Source organism: Paenibacillus sp. OV219, assembly GCF_900110075.1.
Classification (GTDB): domain Bacteria; phylum Bacillota; class Bacilli; order Paenibacillales; family Paenibacillaceae; genus Paenibacillus_Z.
Genome location: NZ_FOCJ01000005.1, coordinates 325,498 through 346,148, shown reverse-complemented (window position 1 = coordinate 346,148; position 20,651 = coordinate 325,498). Strand labels below are relative to the sequence as shown.

Annotated in this window: 20 protein-coding genes; 17 read left to right on the top strand and 3 right to left on the bottom strand. The window is 48.4% G+C overall.

The genetic code is table 11. The annotated features are described in order from the left end of the window. The first annotated feature begins 116 nt into the window (after nucleotides 1–116). From BMY11_RS15425 to BMY11_RS15360, 14 genes are all read left to right on the top strand, one after another. Nucleotides 117–1,610, top strand: a complete 1,494-nt coding sequence (locus BMY11_RS15425; protein ID WP_090577683.1) for an extracellular solute-binding protein — start codon at nucleotides 117–119, stop codon at nucleotides 1,608–1,610. A 77-nt stretch (nucleotides 1,611–1,687) separates the two neighbouring features. Beyond that, nucleotides 1,688–2,617 carry a carbohydrate ABC transporter permease gene (locus BMY11_RS15420; protein ID WP_218150189.1) on the top strand — a complete coding sequence of 310 codons (930 nt, stop codon included), beginning with the start codon at nucleotides 1,688–1,690 and terminating at the stop codon, nucleotides 2,615–2,617. 17 nt (nucleotides 2,618–2,634) lie between these two features. Beyond that, nucleotides 2,635–3,966 (top strand): carbohydrate ABC transporter permease, encoded by a 1,332-nt coding sequence (locus BMY11_RS15415; RefSeq protein WP_090577680.1) that lies wholly within the window; start codon nucleotides 2,635–2,637, stop codon nucleotides 3,964–3,966. Between the two features lie 55 nt (nucleotides 3,967–4,021). After that, on the top strand, nucleotides 4,022–5,287 hold the full coding sequence (locus BMY11_RS15410; protein ID WP_090577678.1) for a Gfo/Idh/MocA family protein: 1,266 nt from the start codon (nucleotides 4,022–4,024) through the stop codon (nucleotides 5,285–5,287). Between the two features lie 27 nt (nucleotides 5,288–5,314). After that, nucleotides 5,315–6,022: a DUF554 domain-containing protein gene (locus BMY11_RS15405; protein ID WP_090577675.1), complete on the top strand. Its 708-nt coding sequence runs from the start codon at nucleotides 5,315–5,317 to the stop codon at nucleotides 6,020–6,022. A 196-nt stretch (nucleotides 6,023–6,218) separates the two neighbouring features. Next, complete coding sequence (locus tag BMY11_RS15400) at nucleotides 6,219–6,635, top strand: hypothetical protein (protein ID WP_090577673.1); 417 nt, start codon at nucleotides 6,219–6,221, stop codon at nucleotides 6,633–6,635. Further along, a complete protein-coding gene (locus BMY11_RS15395) occupies nucleotides 6,632–6,823 on the top strand; it encodes a hypothetical protein (RefSeq protein ID WP_090577671.1) in 192 nt (63 codons plus the stop codon). Before BMY11_RS15400 ends, BMY11_RS15395 begins: the two co-directional genes overlap by 4 nt. A 30-nt stretch (nucleotides 6,824–6,853) precedes the next feature. Continuing rightward, nucleotides 6,854–7,582, top strand: coding sequence for a glycosyltransferase (locus BMY11_RS15390; protein WP_090577669.1), 729 nt, complete (start codon nucleotides 6,854–6,856; stop codon nucleotides 7,580–7,582). Continuing rightward, a complete protein-coding gene (locus BMY11_RS15385) occupies nucleotides 7,572–8,720 on the top strand; it encodes a glycosyltransferase (protein ID WP_090577667.1) in 1,149 nt (382 codons plus the stop codon). Before BMY11_RS15390 ends, BMY11_RS15385 begins: the two co-directional genes overlap by 11 nt. 9 nt (nucleotides 8,721–8,729) lie before the next feature. Then, complete coding sequence (locus BMY11_RS15380; RefSeq protein WP_090577665.1) at nucleotides 8,730–9,809, top strand: polysaccharide pyruvyl transferase family protein; 1,080 nt, start codon at nucleotides 8,730–8,732, stop codon at nucleotides 9,807–9,809. Nucleotides 9,810–9,904: 95 nt separating this feature from the next. Beyond that, nucleotides 9,905–10,615 (top strand): polysaccharide deacetylase family protein, encoded by a 711-nt coding sequence (locus BMY11_RS15375; RefSeq protein WP_090577663.1) that lies wholly within the window; start codon nucleotides 9,905–9,907, stop codon nucleotides 10,613–10,615. 454 nt (nucleotides 10,616–11,069) lie between these two features. Next, on the top strand, nucleotides 11,070–11,303 hold the full coding sequence (locus tag BMY11_RS15370; RefSeq protein ID WP_090577661.1) for a hypothetical protein: 234 nt from the start codon (nucleotides 11,070–11,072) through the stop codon (nucleotides 11,301–11,303). A gap of 17 nt (nucleotides 11,304–11,320) precedes the next feature. Then, on the top strand, nucleotides 11,321–11,599 hold the full coding sequence (locus BMY11_RS15365) for a hypothetical protein (RefSeq protein WP_090577658.1): 279 nt from the start codon (nucleotides 11,321–11,323) through the stop codon (nucleotides 11,597–11,599). A 74-nt stretch (nucleotides 11,600–11,673) separates the two neighbouring features. Further along, a complete protein-coding gene (locus BMY11_RS15360; protein ID WP_090577656.1) occupies nucleotides 11,674–12,654 on the top strand; it encodes a phosphotransferase enzyme family protein in 981 nt (326 codons plus the stop codon). 89 nt (nucleotides 12,655–12,743) lie between these two features. On the opposite strand, the gene BMY11_RS15355 is transcribed toward BMY11_RS15360, so the two are convergent. The 3 genes from BMY11_RS15355 to BMY11_RS15345 all read right to left on the bottom strand — a co-directional run bounded on the left by BMY11_RS15355 (nucleotide 12,744) and on the right by BMY11_RS15345 (nucleotide 16,921). Further along, entirely contained in the window at nucleotides 12,744–12,992 is a 249-nt protein-coding gene (locus BMY11_RS15355) for a hypothetical protein (protein ID WP_090577654.1), read from the bottom strand. A gap of 78 nt (nucleotides 12,993–13,070) precedes the next feature. Further along, nucleotides 13,071–13,271 (bottom strand): cold-shock protein, encoded by a 201-nt coding sequence (locus BMY11_RS15350; protein ID WP_090577652.1) that lies wholly within the window; start codon nucleotides 13,269–13,271, stop codon nucleotides 13,071–13,073. A gap of 302 nt (nucleotides 13,272–13,573) precedes the next feature. Next, nucleotides 13,574–16,921, bottom strand: a complete 3,348-nt coding sequence (locus BMY11_RS15345; protein WP_090577650.1) for an Ig-like domain-containing protein — start codon at nucleotides 16,919–16,921, stop codon at nucleotides 13,574–13,576. A 1,384-nt stretch (nucleotides 16,922–18,305) separates the two neighbouring features. Between BMY11_RS15345 and BMY11_RS15335 the strand changes: the two genes are divergently transcribed. The 3 genes from BMY11_RS15335 (at nucleotide 18,306) to BMY11_RS15320 (ending at nucleotide 20,641) form a co-directional block, all read left to right on the top strand. Next, a complete protein-coding gene (locus BMY11_RS15335) occupies nucleotides 18,306–19,388 on the top strand; it encodes an amidohydrolase family protein (RefSeq protein ID WP_090577647.1) in 1,083 nt (360 codons plus the stop codon). Nucleotides 19,389–19,405: 17 nt separating this feature from the next. Further along, entirely contained in the window at nucleotides 19,406–19,804 is a 399-nt protein-coding gene (locus tag BMY11_RS15330) for a Rieske (2Fe-2S) protein (protein ID WP_090577645.1), read from the top strand. Between the two features lie 393 nt (nucleotides 19,805–20,197). Then, nucleotides 20,198–20,641, top strand: a complete 444-nt coding sequence (locus BMY11_RS15320; protein WP_090577640.1) for a GNAT family N-acetyltransferase — start codon at nucleotides 20,198–20,200, stop codon at nucleotides 20,639–20,641. Nucleotides 20,642–20,651 lie beyond the last annotated feature (10 nt).

The window sequence follows — 20,651 nt, the reverse complement described above, 5'->3', positions numbered from 1 at the left end:
GGTAGGCAAATGCGCTAATTTAAAGAACCATTTGTTAATTTAGAGTCATTCATTTCAATTGTGACTACTCTTATACTCGAACTATAAACAACAATAATCTAGGGAGGTAGTAAGAGATGGCTAACAAGCAGCTTCTTAGTATGATCTCTGTCGCACTCTTGCTGGCAGTTTCAACAGTTGGATGCGGCAAGACAGCCGACAACAATGCGAACAGCACAAGCGTGAAAGATAACAGCACAACCAACCAGACAGCAAACAATTCCACGACGACGAATACAACGGACGCAACCAATTCAACCGATACAGCAGCTTCAACGAATGCGACGAATGACTCGGCGGCCGCGACTAACGAGACCACAGTGGATGATACGAAGACAGAGGAACCGGTCACCTTAAACCTGTGGACCTCCAAAGACGACAGCCAATGGGATAAGGACATGCGCGCGAAGTTTCAAGAAGCCTACCCGTACATCACGCTCAAGACGACTCTGCATGAAGGAGATGCAGGGAACGACTTCTTCCAAAGCGTCGCGGTTGGAAATGCGCCTGACGTCGCGATTTTCTCCCAGACGGTTGTCGATCAGAACGTTAGGGCAGGCACGCTGGCACCGCTCGATGATTATTTTGCCTCTTGGGAAGATAGCGGTAACTATTTGCCGATATTCCTAGACAGCTTCAAGTTCAACGACAAGCTATATGCACTTCCGTGGACCGGATCAACGATGCTGTTCGCTTATAACAAAACGCTGTTCAAAGAAGCGGGCATCAGCGGACCACCGCAAACTTGGGATGAAATGCTGGCAGATGCGAAGCTGCTGACGAAGCCCGACAAGCAGCAGGCCGGTTATGGAATTCTTGCTGCCGAGTGGACAGAATGGTTCTTCCAGTATTATGTCTGGCAGGCAGGCGGCGATCTCACCGTGAAGAACCCGGATGATACGCTGAAATTAACGTTCACCGATCCGGCTGTTATTAAAGCGGCTCAATTCTATCAGCAGCTCGCAAGTGCCAAAGTCATTCAAAGCGATATTACGATGAAGTTCGATAAAATCGTCGAAGCGTTCGCGCAAGGCAAAGTGGCGATGATGCCATTCGCGACAGACTGGGTTGGCTGGGCTGTATCGATGGGCATTAAGTATGAGGATATTGGTTTGGCGCCATTCCCGGCAGGACCGTCCGGCAAGCGGACAACAGCAGGCGGTGTCGGCGGTACGGGCATCAATGCGAAGTCGCCGAAGAACGTGCAGGATGCCGCTTGGAAATATATCACCTTCATGAATACGAAGCAGACCATCGTCGATCGTCTGCTTTGGCAGAAGGCGAACCAAGGACTCGTCAATCCGGTGCTTCTGCCAAGAACGGATTACTCGCTGGCAGACGTCGGCGTGACCGATCCGGATATGGTGAAGACCATCACGGATGTCGCTGCGGATACGAGACCGACGGAGTTCTACGGTAAGGGCGTCATCGGCAAATATGTAGATCAGGGCGTTCAGAAGATCGTGGCCAATCCGAAGGCTGACCCGACGAAGATCTTCCAGAAGCAGCAGGACTTGGCGACGAAGGAAGCGTTGGATGACTTCAACAAAGCGGCGCTCGGTCAAAAATAATAATAGCGGAATAGTTCGACCTAGGGGGAATCCATCAGATTCCCCCTTCTTACTAAAATGGAGAAAGGAGCATGAGGATGCGTACTGAAGCTCAAGCTGCCAAGCAAGCCATGACGATGCCGAAACGACGTAAAGTGAATAGCTATGCTTTGCGAAACACCATGATACCATGGCTGTTCGTCATACCAGGCATCCTATTCACTCTATGGCTGCGCTATTATCCGCTGCTTAAAGCGTTCTATATTTCGCTGTTCGACTACAGCGTCGTTGAACCACCCGGCAAGTTTATCGGCTTAAAGAACTTTACTGATATTTTGAACCAAAGCGCCTATTGGAGCGCGTGGAAGAACACGTTTATTTTCCTCATTCTGACCTTGATCATTACTTTCGCCATTCCGGTCATTCAAGCGATCTTCCTCAGCGAAGTTCGAAGAAGCCGAAGCTTCCTCTCGACCATCTATCTCGTTGCTGCAGTCGTACCAATATCCGTAACGGTCATCCTATGGAAATGGATATGGCAACCGGATTACGGCGTCGCTAACGGCATCTTGTCCTTCTTTCATCTGCCGCATCAGCTATGGCTGAGTGATCCTTTCTGGACTAAGTTCTGTATCGTCTTGCCTGGCATTCTCGGCGGCGGTGTTACGGTGCTGATCTATCTGGCTGCCATTCTCGGCATACCGGGTGAAGTCGTTGAAGCGGCCAAGATGGACGGCTGCTCCGGGTGGAGGAAGCTGTATTATATCGTGCTGCCGAACATCTCCTCCGTCATCTATTTGTTTTTCGTCATGGGAGTGATTGGTTGCATGCAATTAATGGTTACGCCGTTCCAGTACACATCCGGCGGACCGGCCGGGACGTCCACCCCGATGGGGCTCTACGTCTACAACACCTTCATGAAGGAAGGCGAAATCGGCAGGTCCAATGCAGCTTCAGTACTGTTGTTTATTGTAGTCGCGGTCATGACGGCGATACAGATGAAATTTGACAAATCAGAATCTGGATAAATGGATGTGGGTGCCCTATGAAGAGAAGACACGACCTCAGCCTGAAGCTCACGGCGTATCTGGTCAGCGCACTATTCGCCGTACTGATCTTGTTTCCCATCATCTACACGTTCGGGAACTCATTGAAAGACGAGAATAAGATCTATGAGATCCCTCCGAAAATCTTCCCGAGCCATGCCAGGAGCGTGACCGTTGTTCTGGATTACTCCGATTATAAGAACGCAAGCAAGGCAGAGCTGCTGGATAAGCTGATGATCGATTCGACCTTAGCGATTTATACGATTCCGTATGATCTAAACAAGGCGAGTATTTATGAAGTGAAAGTGGTTGGCGTGAAGGACGCAAAAAGCATTTTTTATACGCGGGTTCATCGGGCGCAGATGAGGTTAGAGCTGGATTTTGGCCTCTACAATAATGCGATGATTAAGAAAGAAGTGCTGCTCTATCAAGGGAAATATAAGCAATCTGCAGCCACATTCGGCTATGAATTTAATGAAGCTGGAATTCATAGAAGCTACAATCGAGATCAGATCGGGAACAATACATTTAACATGCCAATCGGAGAATCGTTAGTCAGCAAATATCAGATCAATGGAAGATTTATCGGTACGGTGCTCGAGAACAAACCACTGTTGATGTTTGAGAACTACAAGTACTTCTTCCAGCTGCCAGCTCATATGTATTCGGATGACCCGGTCGTGACCACCTACAGCTACTGGATCTTCCTGTGGAATACGGTAATCGTCTTGAGCTTCGCCATCTTCATTCAAACGTTCTTATGCGCCTTGACCGCATTTCCGTTATCCCGCGTCTTTAACAGGAGAATATCGAACGTGCTGCTCATGTTCTTTCTGGGGACGATGATGGTGCCGTTCGTCTCGATTATGATTCCGCAGTTTCTCATGTTTAAGCAAGCGGGATTCTATGACAACTATCTCGCCTTACTTATCCCGTATTTAACACCTGCGGCAACCTTCGTCTATTTGTACAAAGTGTTCTTCGACAAGCTGCCCGGCAGTTTATTCGAAGCTGCGAAGATTGACGGCGCCTCGACCTGGTACTGCTTCACAAGAATATGCTTGCCTCTGTCGAAGCCGGTACTCTCGCTCGTTGCGCTCACGACCTTCTTGGATAACTGGAACGATTTCTTCTGGGCGTATATGGTGTCTGAGAGGTCCCAGCTATGGACGCTAAATGTCGCATTGTACCATATGGCGCAGAATAGCTTCGCGAAGCAGAACTTTATAATGGGGCTATCATTCGCTGCAATCATTCCCGTATTGTTCATTACGGTCTTGTTCTCCAAGCAAGTTCGGCAGACGATCGTTTTCAGCGGAATCAAGGAATAGTGGTTGTTCGTTGTTCAGCGGAGGATGGGAAATGAGAGAGAAGGAGAGGCCTGTAATGCCTACTGATGTGAAAATCAAGCTTGGCGTCATCGGACTTGGATTAAGAGGTCAGTTTCTATTGTCGATCTTGCTGAATATGGATTCCGTCGAGATTGCCGCAATATGCGACCCCATTGATAAACGGCTTGCGAGAGGAAATGAGCTAATCGGACAACAGGGGGCTCACGCCGCTGTCTATGCAGATTATAAAGCGCTGCTAGCAAGAAGCGACATTGAAGCCGTTATTATATGTACAACGTGGAACACACATGTTAGAATCGCCATTGATGCGATGAGAGCTGGGAAGCATGCGGCAATGGAAGTCGGCGGAGCTGCGTCATTGGAGGAATGCTGGCGACTCGTCAGGACGTCGGAGGAGACCGAGAAGTACGTGATGCTGCTGGAAAATATCTGCTATGCCGATATCGAGCTATCGCTGCTTCATATGGAGCGGCAAGGTCTGTTCGGCGAGCTGATTCATCTTCAAGGCGGATACCAGCATGATCTCCGGGAAGAGATTGCGCTTGGCCGGGAGAATCAGCATGGACGGCTCAATCATTACTTGCACCGCAACGGAGAGCTGTACCCGACGCATCAGCTTGGGCCAATCGCGAAGATGCTGCGCATTAACCGCGGAAACCGGTTCTTGACGCTCACGTCGATGGCATCCAAGGCACGCGGCTTGAACAAGTGGATTCGAGAGAACAAAGGCGAGAAGTACGACCTTGCGAGCGCGGTATTCGAGCAAGGAGATGTCGTGACGACGCAGATCAAATGCGCGCATGGCGAAACTGTCTTGCTTGTGCATGACACCACGCTGCCGCGGCCCTATTCCCGCAATGGCCGGGTGCAAGGAACGAACGGGATATGGATGGAGGACGGCGGTGTCGTGTATATTGAACATATGACTTTGCCGGACTATGAGCAGCATCCTTATGATCCGCATCAATGGGAGCCATATGAACAATACCGGATCAAGTATCAGCATCCATTGTGGAAGAGTTATGAGATGCAAGGTGTCCAAGCGGGGCATGGCGGAGTTGATTATCTCGTCTTACAAGCGTTCGTAGAGAGTATAAGGACGAACACGCCGCCGCCAATTGATGTGTATGATGCGGCTGTCTGGATGTCCATCACTTGCTTGTCTGAACAATCGGTAGCGATGGGCAGCATGCCTGTCCCGGTTCCGGATTTTACAAGCGGGGGATGGGTCGACAGAAAAGCAGGCGCAAGAGGCAAGTATTCGCTCGACGAAGTTTGCTTCGAGTTTTTTGATGATTAACAGTGGTCGTGCAAAGGGGAGAGCAAGGTGATTTTGACAGGGGCGGTCATTAACGCAGCAGCAATTATCGGGGGAGGTGCGCTCGGCATCGTCCTCCCTCGTGTCAAAGAAGAGATGAAGAAGACCGTCATGGCTGGACTCGGGATGCTTGTGTTTGTACTTGGAATCGGGATGGCGCTGAAGTCCGATAATTTCGTCCTGGTTGCGTTTAGTTTGGCAATCGGTGGGATTGTTGGCGAATGGCTTGCAATCGAGCATAGGCTGCAACAATTGGGAGACCGTTTGCAGCAGCTTGTCTCCAAAGATAAGCATAGTAATATCGCGGAAGGCTTCGTCACGACGACGCTTGTTTTCTGTATTGGTGCGATGGCCGTACTCGGATCGATTGAGAGCGGACTGCATAATAATCATAATATTTTGTTCACGAAGTCGATTTTGGACGGATTTCTAGCCTTGTTGTTTGCATCAACGCTCGGGGTCGGCGTGCTATTCTCGTCCGTGCCGATCCTGTTGTACGAAGGATTCCTGTCACTGCTCGCGTCGGTCATTACGACGTGGGTCGGACAATCGATACTTGATGCGATGATCGTCGAAGTGACTTCAATCGGCGGGATTCTCATTATGGGCATCGGGATTAATATACTGAATGTGATGCGGATTAAGGTTGCCAATCTGCTCCCTGCCATCGTTATTGGCGCATTGCTTGTGCCGATCTTAAGATGGTTCGGGGGATAAGCAATTATATCATCAGCAATTATACCTGCTACTTGAGACACCTATCATTTGGGATAGGTGTCTATTCGTCTTGTATTGCCATACGAACATTTCATGGTTACTAGTGGATTGTCCCAATCGCTCAACCTCTTAACTGTATACGCTAGTAAGTATGAAAAATAGAAGTTTTCGCATGGAATTGGAGGATGGAGGAGCGATGAAAATTATCGTAAATGAGAAAGAACTGAAGGAATACTTCGACGGGCTTGCCCGTCTGCTAATGAGGCCGAAGGCGGCACAGCCACCGGTTACTTCGGAGCCGGAAGTGGAGCATCAAGATGCATCGACGCTTATCGAGGAGCTGCGCAAGGCGATTCGAGAAGAATTGGCTTCCATCGACAACGCGGGGCATCGCGATGTCGTCGCACCTAGCTTGAACAAGCTGGGGCAAGTCTTTGAGCCGTACACAAGTAAACCAGCTGAGCTGTCAACCCCTGCCGGGACTGTCGAAGGAATAATCACGAAGGTAGGCGATGATTTCTTAGTCGTGCGTGAGCATGGCGGGATGAGCGTTATCGTGCCGCTGGAGCAGCTGGTCGCCTTTCAGCTAACTGGGAAGCAGGTGGAACGATGATTGAAGAGCTGCAATCGCTCGTGAATAAGGAGGTTCAGATCGCAACTGCACTGGAAACGATTCAAGGAACGCTTGTGTCGGTAGACGGAGCAGCGTTAACACTCCGCACATCGGTGGTTTTTGGCTATGAAAGCGGTAGCTACGCGATTATTCAGCTACGTTTCATTTCATATATTCGGCTGTTATAACGATTGTGGTAAGTAAGGGAGGAGAGAAAATTGACGTTTCAACGTGTACCGGGACTTGTCAGCATTGTCACCACAGTCTACAACAAGCTTCCTTATCTGTCGGATTGCTTGGAAAGCCTGCTGGCTCAGTCCTATTCCAATTGGGAGCTCATTCTCATCGACGATGCTTCCACTGACGGTTCTTATGAGTTTGTGCTGAACTGGCTTAACAGCAAAGAGCCATTATTGCGAGAATGTAAGGGGATTTATACGCTGCGGCTACCGCGCAATACAGGTTATGCTGGCGCCATTACTGCAGGTATGTTTCTAGCCAAAGGCGAGTTTATCGCGATTCAGGATGCAGATGATCTGTCACATCCGGAGCGGCTAGCGAAACAGGTTCGATATCTAAATCTTAACCCGCAAATCGAGCTGCTAGGCACGAATTACGAAGTGTTTGAAGATGGACATCCGGATCGCCGAATGCCGGTCTATTGGCTTAAATATGGCAATCAGATCGGGAAAGTTTACGCTGAAGGTGGGCATTGCATCTGTCACGGAACCGCGATGTTCCGAGGGACGGTGTTTGATCAGATCGGCGGACATACAAGGAGAATTGAAGGGGCGGAGGATTACGAGTTTATAGCAAAAGTGATTAAGCCAGAAGCGAGAAATGTGGACAATTTGAGAGATGTGCTGTATTACTACCGCAAGCATCAGAAGCAGCGTTCGCGTGCCTTTTTCGGTAAGTCACAGAAGGAGCAGGACCATGAAGCATAATCGCCGGATTCGGATACTGATGGTGATGGATAGCTTGGCCGTCGGAGGAACGGAAACTTATGTGCTAAGTCTGGTGAAGGCTTTCCCGTCGCTCGGCGTCATGCCTGTATATGCTGGGGGAACCGGTGTGATGTATGAAGCCTTTGCTCGTGCAGGATGCCCGATTCATCGCGTGGATCTGACGGCGGAGCAGCTGCAGGACCCAGCACGCCAGGAGCATGCGGAACAAACGCTTACACAGATTATGCACAGCCGGAAGATAGATTTGGTGCATATTCACCAAACGCCATCCGGCTTGTATGCGGCGCAAGCGGCAAGAAAGCTGGGCATCCCGGTTGTGTTTACGGTACATGGCGCTTACTATCCGTCAGATCAGCTGCAGCAGATGCAGGCTGCAGGCTGTACCTTCATAAGCGTTAGTCTGCCGGTACAGGCGTATTTAGAGCGTCAAGGCATACCGTCACATGTGATCGCGAACGGTATCGATTTTGAACAGTATCGTTCTGAATCCTCTAGCGCGCTTCGCGCCGGTCTTCGCATTCCGGACGGGAAGAAGGTGGTCGTCTATGCGTCGCGTCTGGCATGGGATAAGGCGGTCGTATGCGCGATGCTCGTTAGAGCCGCTCGCACCATTCAATTAAACGGAACGATTCCCCTTCATGTCGTTATCGCAGGTACAGGCAACCAAGCTGCTGCAATTGCCGAGCTGGCTGAGACGGTGAATCTCGAATGCGGTACTTCCTTCGTCCATCTGGTAGGCAGTCAAATGCAAATGCGAGATTACTATAATCTAGGCGATCTCGTTGTTGGGACCGGACGAGTTGCATTGGAGGCAATGGCGTGCGGCAAGCCCGTGCTGGCGATTGGCAATCACGGATATTTTGGCTTCGTGGACCAGCCTGTCTATGACGAGGCTTGGCAGTATTATTTTGGCGACCATGACTCTAAGGAACGCCCTTCCGAGCAGCGAATCGGGGGAGCGCTCAGCGACGCGCTTGCTTCTTCGGATAGGCTCGAGGAGATGGGCAGACAAGGACAAGCATGGGCACGGGCGAATTTTCATATCCGCGACAAAGCACTTCAGATGAAGCAGTTGTATTATTCGTTGCTTGGCGAAAACTTGATTGGAATGGAGTGATTGGGACGAATGCGTAAGGTGTTGTATCTAGGGTGGATCGGCTTCAACAACCTTGGAGATGAGTGGATGTGGGAGATGTTCAAGGCGATGGCAGAGGGTAATCTGAATGAGGAGGAGTATCAGGTTATTCCTTCTTTTCCGAAGGAGGATTGGAAGAAAGTAAGCCAGTACGATACGATCGTTCTCGGCGGCGGGTCGCTGATCGTTCCGGGCTATGTCGATCTGGTGCATGATGCGCTGGAGCTTGGGAAGACCATCATCATCTGGGGCAGCGGCCATGACCGGCTTCATAAACTGGAGACTTCGCCAGATGGGCAGCTTGTGCCGGAGGCAGCCAATGAAAGCGAGCAGTATCGAATGAAGCTGAAAGCGATAATGGAAAGCAGTGCTTATTGCGGGGTCCGTGGGCCTTGGACGAGGGACTATTTAGAATCGCTAAGCGCTTTGCCGAAGCCTATCACCATCAGCGGAGATCCCGCCATGCTGATGAACGCGCTGAAGCCGGAGTCGGCATTACAGTCGGTCGGAAGCGTCCAGGGACATGGGCAGCATCGGACAATTGGCATCAATTGGGGCACTACGTATAACCGACTATATGGCGGCAATGAGGAACAAGTGGAGGATCGACTTGCAGAAGCGGGCCGTACGCTGCTAGCGCTCGGATATAGGCTCCATCTCTATTCGGTTTGGGGAGCTGACGGAGAGGCGTTGGCAAGGCTGTACCGCAAACTTGGCAGTGATGAGCGTGTTACTCTCGATCCTAAAGTATATTCTGCATCGGATTATGTGCGGCTGATCGCTGGATTCGAAGCAACAATTAACTTTAAGCTACATGCTAATCTGCTGTCCGCAGCGGCGAATGTTCCATTCGTCTGCATCGGTTACCGGTTCAAGAGCTTCGATCTGATGCATGGGCTAGACTTAGCCGATTGGATCATCCCTTCGGATGACCCTCAATTGGCGGAGAAGCTGACGGAGAAGGTCCAAGCGGTTGCGGCCTGGCGGGAAGGGTTCATAAGCAAGCTGGAAGCGGGGCGAGAGACTGCTTATCAATCGCTAATTACGCCGTTTCGGGAGCGGTTATTCTAATGTGTGAAATGACAACGAAGCGGAGACGAGTTAAAATATGAGCGAGCATACCTTGAATGAATTGACTCGGATGAATAGAAAGGAAGTTTCAGCCTTTGAGAAAACGACTTTGGATATCCGCCGTGACGCTGCTTGTACTTGTCTTGCTGCTTATCGGCACGCAGAAATGGATGAACTCCCGAAGCTTCCAATTTTATGGTGGTATTGTCAATCATGTCAGTACGGATGAGAAAGTGGTCGCGCTCACCTTCGATGACGGTCCGTCCGCGAATGTTGAGCAGCTGCTGCCCCTTCTTGCTAAATACAACGCAAAGGGGACGTTCTTCGTCATCGGCAACGAATTGAAGACGCATATGGAGGATGCGAAGAAGATCGTCGAAGCAGGCCATCAGCTTGGGAATCACTCCTACTCGCATGAACGGATTTTGATCAAGAGCCATGCATATGTCCAACAGGAAGTCGAGCTGACGAACGAATTGATTCGGGAAGCGGGCTATACAGGAGAGATTACTTTCCGGCCTCCATATGGGAAGAAGTTGTTCAGCTTGCCGCATTACTTGCATGATAAAGGCATAAAGACGATTATGTGGAGTCTTGAGCCTGACACGAATTACACAACCGTAGAAGACAAAGTGACTAACGCGGTGAATGGCGTTAAGCCGGGTTCGATAATATTACTGCATCCCATGTATGATAAGACAGGCGACGAGTTGAAAGTGATCCAGGGCATACTGGATGCACTAAGTAAGCAAGGGTACCGTTTCGTTACCGTGAACGAGCTAATCCAATTGGGATCGGATAAATAAGTGAGACGAGGAAAGGCTGCCAATCTGATGATGGCAGCCTTTTCGAGCTTCAAGACTATCGTTGAAATCGTTTGAACAAATAGTTTTCAAGGGCAATCCTATCTTGTACATTGAAGCATGATGAGCTTAATAATATAGCTGCGCATGCCTTCTTGAAAGGATACAGGGAATACATTCCCTTAACCCGTGAAAAAGTTATTCGTTCGATTAAGTTAACCTACTGGAAAGAAGCGGCATGGGTCGGCGTCCGTGCCGAGCAAAGTGGTAGTGCGATCCAAAGATTTGTAGAGGAATCCATTTGGGTATCAGATCATTGGTCTTGCTTAAATGAGTTTTTTTAAAGCGTCTTCAATGGAGTAGCTTGAGTAAAGAATAACTCTAGTCATTTCTTATATATCCTATACTTGCTGCAATTGTTATCCTTGGCGTACCGACTAGACAGGGGATGATTCAAATGGCATTAGCAGTTCGTCCTTATCACTCTGACTTAGAGGATCAGGTTAAACATTTAAGTCATAAGGCATGGTTGCTTTTTAAATACAACAAAGATTATGAACACCAGAAGATGAGCTGTATAATCAACGAGCAAGATGAATTAATTGCTCTAGGTTATTTGCGTCATGGACTTGATGATGATCACGATGTCATGGAAATTGTGATGTTTGTAAATGAGAGGGGCGTGGCGTAGAAGTAAGGCATTATCCGATGGAAACTCAAGAGGAAAGAATTAAGTATACAGAAGCAGAAAATAATTACTATAAGGGCGTCGTATATAGAAGTGTCAATATGCTTGAATGGATGATGGCTGGGCCAGAGTTTCACACCGTTGCGGCATTTGATGGAGATGAGCTTGTAGGCAGCGTTATGTGTTGCGAAGTTGAAACATTAGTACAAGAAAAAGATGAGGAAAGTATGCTTCCACTAAAGTCAATGGGCTATAGTTTCCCGGTGAAACTGGAGCTTTTCTCAAAAGATATCCAATAAATAGTCTAAATAAAGAACCGACACCATTCTGATGTCGGTTTAACTAGTTTTTATAAAAAGAGGGGGTTACGACTATGAATCATGATCAATTGGCAATGGAAGTCATCTCGCAATATCGGATAACAGATCCGGAGCTAGCGTTTATTAGACATAATGAAAATTTAACTTATAAAGTGAGTGATAAGGCGGACGGCAAAAGCTATTTGCTCAGAATACATAACCCAGTTACAGCAGGCTTGTCGGGCATACAACATACGCTCAAGGGATTGCAATCGGAAGTGACTTTGCTTCAGGAACTCCATCGGAATAGTGAACTTCAAGTGCAAGTTCCTATTGCTAATCTATCCAACGAATATGTATCCGTAACAAAACTGGAAGATACACTTTGTTATGCAACACTGCTTACGTGGATTGAAGGTCCCATATTGACAGCGGAAGATAGCGACAATAAAGAAATCGCATATAAGCTGGGTGAACAACTGGCTCTTCTTCATCAATTTACGCGGACTTTTACTGCAACCGGACAATTTGAACGGCCGATCTATAATGCGGAAAAAGTAGATTTCACCGTGAATGAACTGAAATACGGTGTGGAAAATGAGGTTTTCAGCCTTGAGTTGTATGAGATTATTGTTCAAGTGAGTGCGGTAGTTAAGGACCAGCTCAAACTATTGGATACGCAGAAAAAGACATGGGGTATCATTCATTCGGATATCCAGTTAAATAATGTTGTTATGAGTAACGGAATTCCCTGTTTCATTGATTATTGTTTATCCGGGTTCGGTTATTACCTATTCGATATTGGCAGCGCAACGACTGTTCTGAAGAGTGGGGTGAGAGATTCATTCTTGGAGGGGTATGCTTCGAAGGCAGCATTCACCGCTGACAGCTTAAGGATCGTAGAAGGATTAATTATTATGGATGTATTATTATGCTACACATTTTTTATCCGCGATCCGGAGCGAAACGGGTGGATTAAAGAACATGCCGAGAAAGCATGCGATAAGATATGGAAGCCGTTTCTGGAGGGGAAAGAGGTTTATTATTCTTTCTAATGCAGTGAAGGAGAATAATGGAAGGTGACGAGTATTGCTTGCTAAAAAGAAAAGGAGAGGCGCAATGCACCTCCCATTCCACGGTAATATTAACTTGTAAAGTATTTCAGTCTATCCTCTTCACTTAATGTGAAAAATCTACTTGAGCCACGGACGATGGTTGTTCCATCGACAATACGTACGGAGTGATCATTGTAAGATTTAATTGTCGAAATAGGTCTCATACGCATTCGATCTTGGTAGGCTTCAATTGGTTCTTTGTGCATCATCGCTAATTCGAAATCCTGGTCTGACTTTAATTCTTGTTTGGGAGCGAATAGCGGTTTTTCATTTGCCATGATTAGGTTATCCTCTTCTCAAAAGGTACTTTTTAAAAAAACTGTCCTTAACAATTGTTAAGGACAGTTCACTTTGTACTACAGTTTTACAACATTTTCGGCTTGAGGACCGCGGTTGCCTTGAACTACATTAAATTCAACGCGTTGTCCTTCGTCCAACGATTTGAATCCATCCCCTTGAATTGCGGAGAAATGAACGAATACGTCATTTCCGCCCTCCATTTCAATAAATCCAAAGCCTTTCTCTGCGTTAAACCATTTCACTGTTCCTGTTTCCATAATAAAATTACCTCCAAATTGTTATTAACATGCTTTTTAAACAAAAAAACTCGCACATTGAAAAAGGTACCATTACACAAATGATCACTTTTTCAATGGGTGAGTTTATGTCAAAGCTGCTTATAGACTAATATTAGCACACAAAAGTGTGATAAGCAAATTGTTCTCCCTTCCATATATGACATATAATCCGGGAAGACATGAAGCATGACGGAAGAACGAACATAAACGAGAGCGGCCACATCGGAAAAAGGAGGAACGCGAGGTTCCTCCTTTCTCTTTGCGGCTTCCCGAAAAGGGGGTTACTGTACGCCGAAGGTAAATACCGCATCTTGGTCTGGCGATAAGCTGTTGTAATCATGGATCGAGTCGGCGCCTTTGCTGGTGTACACGATCGTTCCGATCTTCCCCGAAGCGAGTGACGGCACTTTCAACACGATAGTTTGCCCGTCCAGACGACCTTCCGTTGGTATGATTTGTTTGCCATCTACGACGATATTAAAGAAATTCGTTTCATCTGTGTAGCCCTTGATTGGTTCGCTGAACGTAATCTTAAGCGTTGTTCCTTGCGCGTCTACTTTCGCAATAGATGGAATGGCATTAATCGCACTTGAAGCGGTAAAGAGGTAGGCGCTGCTGTTATCAGAGTCCTTCAGCGAGGCCCCTTGATCGTCCACGATCCTCCCGTGGTTCGAATCGTACTCCAATCGGTAGTGCTGATTCGACTTCAGAGGATCCAACCGGTCCGCGTTCAGGTACACCGTGATCGTCTTGCGATCAGGGGACAGGACGTAGCTCGCGTTGCCGCTAGATTGAATGTCGACTTCGTTTCCGCCGGACACGGTGTACAGTAAGAAGCCTCCCGCGTCATCAAGCCATACCGGCTCGCTCAATTGAATTTCGAACGTGTAGCGGTCCTTCGATACAATCTTCGTGACAGTAGGTGCTTGATTGGTCGTCGACGTTCCCGCGAACACAACTTGATAAGGATTGGAGCCTTCCTGCGTTCGGATGGCGTTCCATCCCGACGCGTCCTTGATGCTGTCCTTGAAGCGCAGGCGGTACGTTTTGCCGGACTTCACGTCGTTGTCTAGATAGAGAGTTATTTCGGTCACGATGATGTTTGTGTCGTTAAGACTATCCAAAGCGACTCCGATCGTCGAATCGTCGTCGCGCAGAAGATAGAAGCCGGATGCGCTGACGTTGCGAACGGGCTCGCTGAAAGTGACCTTAATCGCCCTGCTGTTCAAAGCCGACACTTGCGTAACATAAGGTTCGTCGTTTATTTTCTCCGTGCCTGGGAATACCTTCTGATCCGCCCCGTCCTTTGTGACCAAACCAGGCAAATCGGAGATGCGTCCGGTATAAGCATGCCCCGCGATGAATAGGGAAGGATTGCCCGATTGCTTCGTCCTTAGCTGGATCACAACCACGTTACCCGTGCCGGACTTGCGGACAATGTATTCGCTCCACCCGCTCGCGTCGACGTCTCGGTTGTTGTCTTTCAGGATCGTCAAGTCGAGAGAGGCGACCTCAGATTCGGACAACGCACGGCTGAACGTCGCTTGAACCGTGTTTTGATTGACAACTTCGAGCTTCTGAATCTCGATCGATCCGGTCGTTTCGCGATCACTGCCGACGAACTGAATGTGCGTGTCCGTGACGATCGCGTTGCCGCTCAGGTCCTTCAATTGATTGATGGTGACGGAATAAACTCCGCCCGGCGTCTGGGTGTTGGTCGTGAGCGTGACCGTCTTCTTCGTGTCGTCGTACACCGCGCTCTTGACCGCGCCGAGATTGCCGTCAAGCTTGTAGTTGCCCACGCGGGTCGCCGTACTCGCATCTAGACGTTCGCTGAATGTTAAAACCACTTGGCGTGCTGCCGCTTGAATGCCGACAACGGTCGGAGGAGTGCGATCGATGAGGCCGCCAAAATACAGGTTAGTCGCCTTATCCATCATATTTCCCACCAGGTCGGAGATCCCTTGTATCGTCAAGGTATACAGTACGGCGTCCGTTTGCTTCGTCGTTGTGAGAATAACCGCGTCTCCGTCAGTGTCGAGAAGAACGTTGGTTACCTTGAGATTGTTGTTGATCGTGTAACTCGATATTTTCTTCGCCTGATCAGCGTTGACCTTCTCGCTGAACTGCACTTCGACGGTCGAATTGCTAAGCACGGTTACGGATTTGACTAAGGGCTTATCGTGATCATTCGTACCTTTGAAAACAATATCGCGCTGCGTGTTCATGACGTTACCGGCCAAATCGGCGATGTTGCGAATTGTCAGCTTATATTCCTTGCCGTTCTCTTGTTCGCCCGTGTATAGCGTTACCGTTTTGCCGTCGCTTGCAAGAGTCGCGCGGGTGACGTACAAATCGTTATTGATGCTATAGTTGTTCACGTTGCGAGCGTCGCTGGCGTCGACCTTCTCGTTGAAGACAACCTGGATTGTTGAATTGTTCTGCCCAGTTACGGACGCGACGGTCGGCTTCGAGCCGTCGAGGTCATAGATGCCGTAGAAGTACAAGTCACTTCGGGAGGTCATCGTGTTGCCCGATAGATCCTTCACACCGGATACGGACAGCCGGTAACGATAACCGTCCTCTTGCGTGCTCGTCGTGATTATGACCGTGCGGCGATCGTCGGATAACGCAAAGCTATAGAGATTGAGGTCGCCGGAAACGATGTCGTAATGGTCAGAATCTTCTGCCGTGGAGCGGCTAACCTGCTCGGAGAACGTTAGCCGAATCGTCCGATCTCCCAGGCTCTCGACCTTGGTGATGGTAGGACGAGTGGTGTCGCCTGTACCGCCCGTGCCGCCGTTGTTATCCCAAATAGCGGAATAACGCCAGCTCGTTCCGTCCACCGTAAGCGTGTAAATGATGTTCCCTTCCTGCGGCCCCGTCGAGATAATAACGATATTGCCATTCGAGGACAGAGTCGCTGTCTTGATCGCGATAACCGTGCCCTGATCGCTCTTTAGCGTGAAGCTGGACAGATCAACTGAGGTGACGGCTTCCTTCAGGGTGACTTGAATAATACTGTTCGCCAGCGGTTGAACGGTGCTCACCTGAAGCTTATGCTGGTTTTGCTGCTGATAAACGACATAAGCGGCATCGACGAGCTGCCCGCGGGTAGCGGCTGCTTTGTAATTGCTCTGGTAGGAGATAAAGCCGTGATCGAGCGCGGCACTGACCGAGCTCCTTGCCCAAGCGGATACGCTGCCTGTCACCGGAGAGCTACTGCTTTCGTAGCCATAGGCCCGAACCAGCACGACAGCCAGTTGCTCGACCGTTACGTTAGCTGTGGGAGAAAACTTGCGCGCAGCGGTTCCCGTCATGAGCCCTGCATTGTTCACAGCCTCCACTTCGCGATAGGACCATCTCGTCTTCAACACGTCGTCAAAGCTCGCCTTCACCGGGTTGGTGTCCGATAGACCCCAGAGCCGATACAGCACGGCAGCGAATTGCTCACGCGTCATCGATTGGTTTAGCCCCGCGCTTCCGTCCCCGAGCCCCATGAAGATTCCTTTGTCCTTCAGCACCTCGAACTTCTCTTGCGTGGAAAACGACTCCGCACCTGCAGTGAAAGCCGGAATCGCCAGCGCTAACAGCAGCCATATGATCAGCACTTTCCGTACTAGCATCATGTACTAACCTCCTTTTTTGCGAGCCATGAAGACCCGCCGCGTTGTATAGCTGTTCATTAAGACGCTGGGAAGTTACGGAATGTTGCGCCGACAAAATCAAATTGGGCATCTGTCGAAAATTACATTTTTCCGCATAAATACTAGGACAAGCGACAAAAAAATCTTTTAAAAGGGAGGATTAGTTCTATTGCCTATTCCATTTTTAGAAACATTATGTAGCATTTTGTTGGCATTTAGAGATGATGAAATAATAAATTTTTTTTTAGTGTAAGCGGCGGCTAATTCTCATACAATTAATCGTTACAGTATGGGCGATGTCACAGATGAAGTTGAAGTCGAATCATCGATTGAAGCGATTGTGGTCGTCTACTTCAAGTATTTCGATGAACCAGCCAAGTACGGTGATATGATCAAAAAGGCTGTTGAAGAGCTAGTGTGAACACTCGCCTATCGGGTTTCGAGATTGAAAGCGGTGAGTCCGTGGTCATCGGGGTAATCGGAGGCATGCTAACAGAAGGGATATCAAGGAGGAAGCATCACCATTAATTTTCATGCTGAATACGATAGTGATAAATCACATTGTATGAGGGATACCATGGAACTACTTCGAAAGTATATTATCGTGAATCTGTTGATATTTATGCTGTGTGACCTGTTATGGACGGCGGATGGTACTATTCGCCCTTTGCTAGCCTCAGTACCGTTCTTCTTTGCAATTGTCTATTTACTGAATAGGGCGAAGTTTGAGAAGGCGTTATTTGGGTGGGATGAGTCATAGAGATCAAGACGCTCGTGAAAAAAAGACGTTATATAACAACTCGGGAAAGAGGTCTTCAACAATATATGAATGGCTCACTAGAATGGCTATTAAACCAAGAACAAGGTCTATTAGCCAAAGGGCCAGAATCGATAATGAATACATATATGAAGGTTTTAGAAGAGTATAATCTGAATCCAACCGTATTAAAGTAATACCATATCTCATTATAGGCCGCGAAAATCGCGGCTTTTTTCATTTATGGGATAAAGTTCTTGTCAAAACCAATTGACAAGAACTTTATCCCATTCCCGATTTTGACAAGAACATGATCTCATTCCGACAGAACAGACAAAATGACTAAAAATTCTTTTTCCATGCAGGGGATGTAAAGTAATTACCGGTAATCTAAAAAATATAAAGAGGCAGCTGAGGAGATGACAGAAATTACAATAAAGGTTGAGCAACGAAGAGAATTGAATATGATCGCAAACCGGCAGAAATGATCGTTCTTTTATTCGCCTACTAGCAGGAGAGTTTAACTACACCGCGAATACAACAGAAAACGCTTATGTTGGGCCGTAACCGATTTATTTCCAGATCAAAGTAACGGAGGCGAACGGAAGGATGGAGCAGCAGCAGGAAAAGACGATTGAACAAAAGAAATCGCGGACGGGAATCATTGACTGCGATGTGCACCCTTACCCTAGAAACACGGAGGAAATCCGTTCCTATATGAGCCAGCCGTGGAGGGAGCGTTATAACGGAGGCGGACGCGGCTTTTACGGAAATCCGGTGCATGGAGACCGCTTGGACGCAAGACCCCCGCAGGGCGGTCCATCGGGCTCCGATCCGGAGCTCCTGCGTAAGCAGCTCATCGACGAGTATGGGCATGCTTACGCGATTCTGATGCCGCGCGCATTCTGCAACCTGCACCCTGATCCCGATTTCGGAAACGCAATCGCGGCGGCCTACAACGATTGGCTCGCGGATACGTGGCTCAGCAAATATAATCCGGATGGCGTATTCAAAGGCTCTATCACGGTGAATACGCAGGATCCCCAAGCCGCTGCGCGCGAAATCGAGCGGTGGGCGGGACATCCGCATTTTGTCCAGGTCATGACAGATTCCGGAGCTCGTGCTCCATTCGGACAGCGCCAGTTCTATCCCATCTATGAGGCTTGCGAGAAATTCGGACTGCCTTTCGCCATTCACCCCGGTACTGACGGGATGGGAATTAACGTGCAGCCGACCCCGGGGTTTCCGTCCCATTACATCGAATGGCATACTTGTTTGTCTCTCGGTTTCCAGGCGCATCTCGTCAGTTTTTTGACGGAGGGTGTTTTCGAGCGGTTTCCGGGCTTTAAGATTGTCCTTGTCGAAGGCGGCGTCTCGTGGCTGGCTCCCTTGATGTGGCGGCTTGACGCGGAATATAAAGCGCTCCGGTATGAAGTCCCTTGGTTGAAACGCAGACCTAGCGAATACTTGCGCGATCATGTGCGGATTACTTCGCAGCCGTTGGAAAGACCGGACAACGACGCCTACTTGCTACAAATCTTCGACATGATGGACGCCGAGCATATTCTTATGTTCTCCAGCGATTATCCGCACTGGGATTTCGATTCCCCGACCCGCGCTTTCCCGAAGCTGCCGGAGTCGCTGCACCGCCGGATATTTTTCGATAATGCGAAAGAGTTATATAAGCTTTAGTAAAGGAGGTAATCGATATGGGGAGGCATGTCATCGGACCGGTCGCCGAATTCCCTACGGGAACAAGAAGGATGCTGGTTGTGCAAGGACGCCCGATCGGAATATTTAACGTGAAAGGTTCATACTACGCCCTCAAAAACAGCTGCCCGCATCAAGGAGCGCCGCTTTGCGTCGGTACCGTAACCGGTATGACACTTCCATCTGCGCCAGGGGAATATTTATACGGCCGTGAGGGCGAGATCGTACGCTGCCCTTGGCATGGCTGGGAATTTGACATCACCACCGGCAAATCGATTTATGACCCGCACAAATGTCTGGTCAAGACATATGATGTGACGGTTGAAGTGGAGGATGTTCCGGAAGTGGAGACATATCCTGTCACCGTGGAATCCGGAACGATCGTTGTGCATCTTTAGTTTGTTGGCGAGAACTCGTTTGGGGCCGCGCAAATTGTAAGAGGACATGAACATATATGCATTAAAAGCCGCGTTCTACGCGGTTTTTTATTTAGGATACAACTTCTTGTCCTTTCCAAAAGACAAGAAGTTGTATTGTTTTCCGATAAAGGACACAAAGATGAAACCTTCCCCGAGGTTGCTAAACTATACATGTTGCCGGTCTCTTTTACATTATACAATGCATTTTAATGTCCTGAAATTCGGCTTTCTTTACATGTTCGAGGTAGAACGATTTAACTTTCATGCTCTGTGGTGCAGCACAAGAGATGCATGGATGGCTAACGGGCAGGATTGCTTCATTAATTGTCGAATCCTTTGTTTCGCGAATATTTTTATTAACGGGGGCAGAGTATGGAAGCTAAGATACGAGAAATTGTAGCAAACGATTATACTGAAGTTGTTTTCTTATGGAACCATGTACTTGGCGTTCGCACTGTTACGGATGAAAACTTTCGCGTTACGATGGAACAGATGATCAAAGCCGGCAATTACAAAACGTTTGTAGCGTTACTTGAGAATCATGTTGTTGGTTTCACATCTATCGTTCATTCATTAGCTGTAGGGTCTGCGAATGGTTATCTGCATATAACCGGACTTGCTGTTCATAATGATTATCAGCGTCATAGGGTAGGCACTGAACTGCTACGATACACTGAAAACTATGCGAAAGACAGCGGAATATCCAGCATAATTTTGTGTACCGGAATGAAGAGAACCGATGCCCATGCTTTCTATGAGCATAATGGCTATGACAAAGATTCATACTGCTTTGATAAGATTATTAAAATTGATTAATGAATAACCA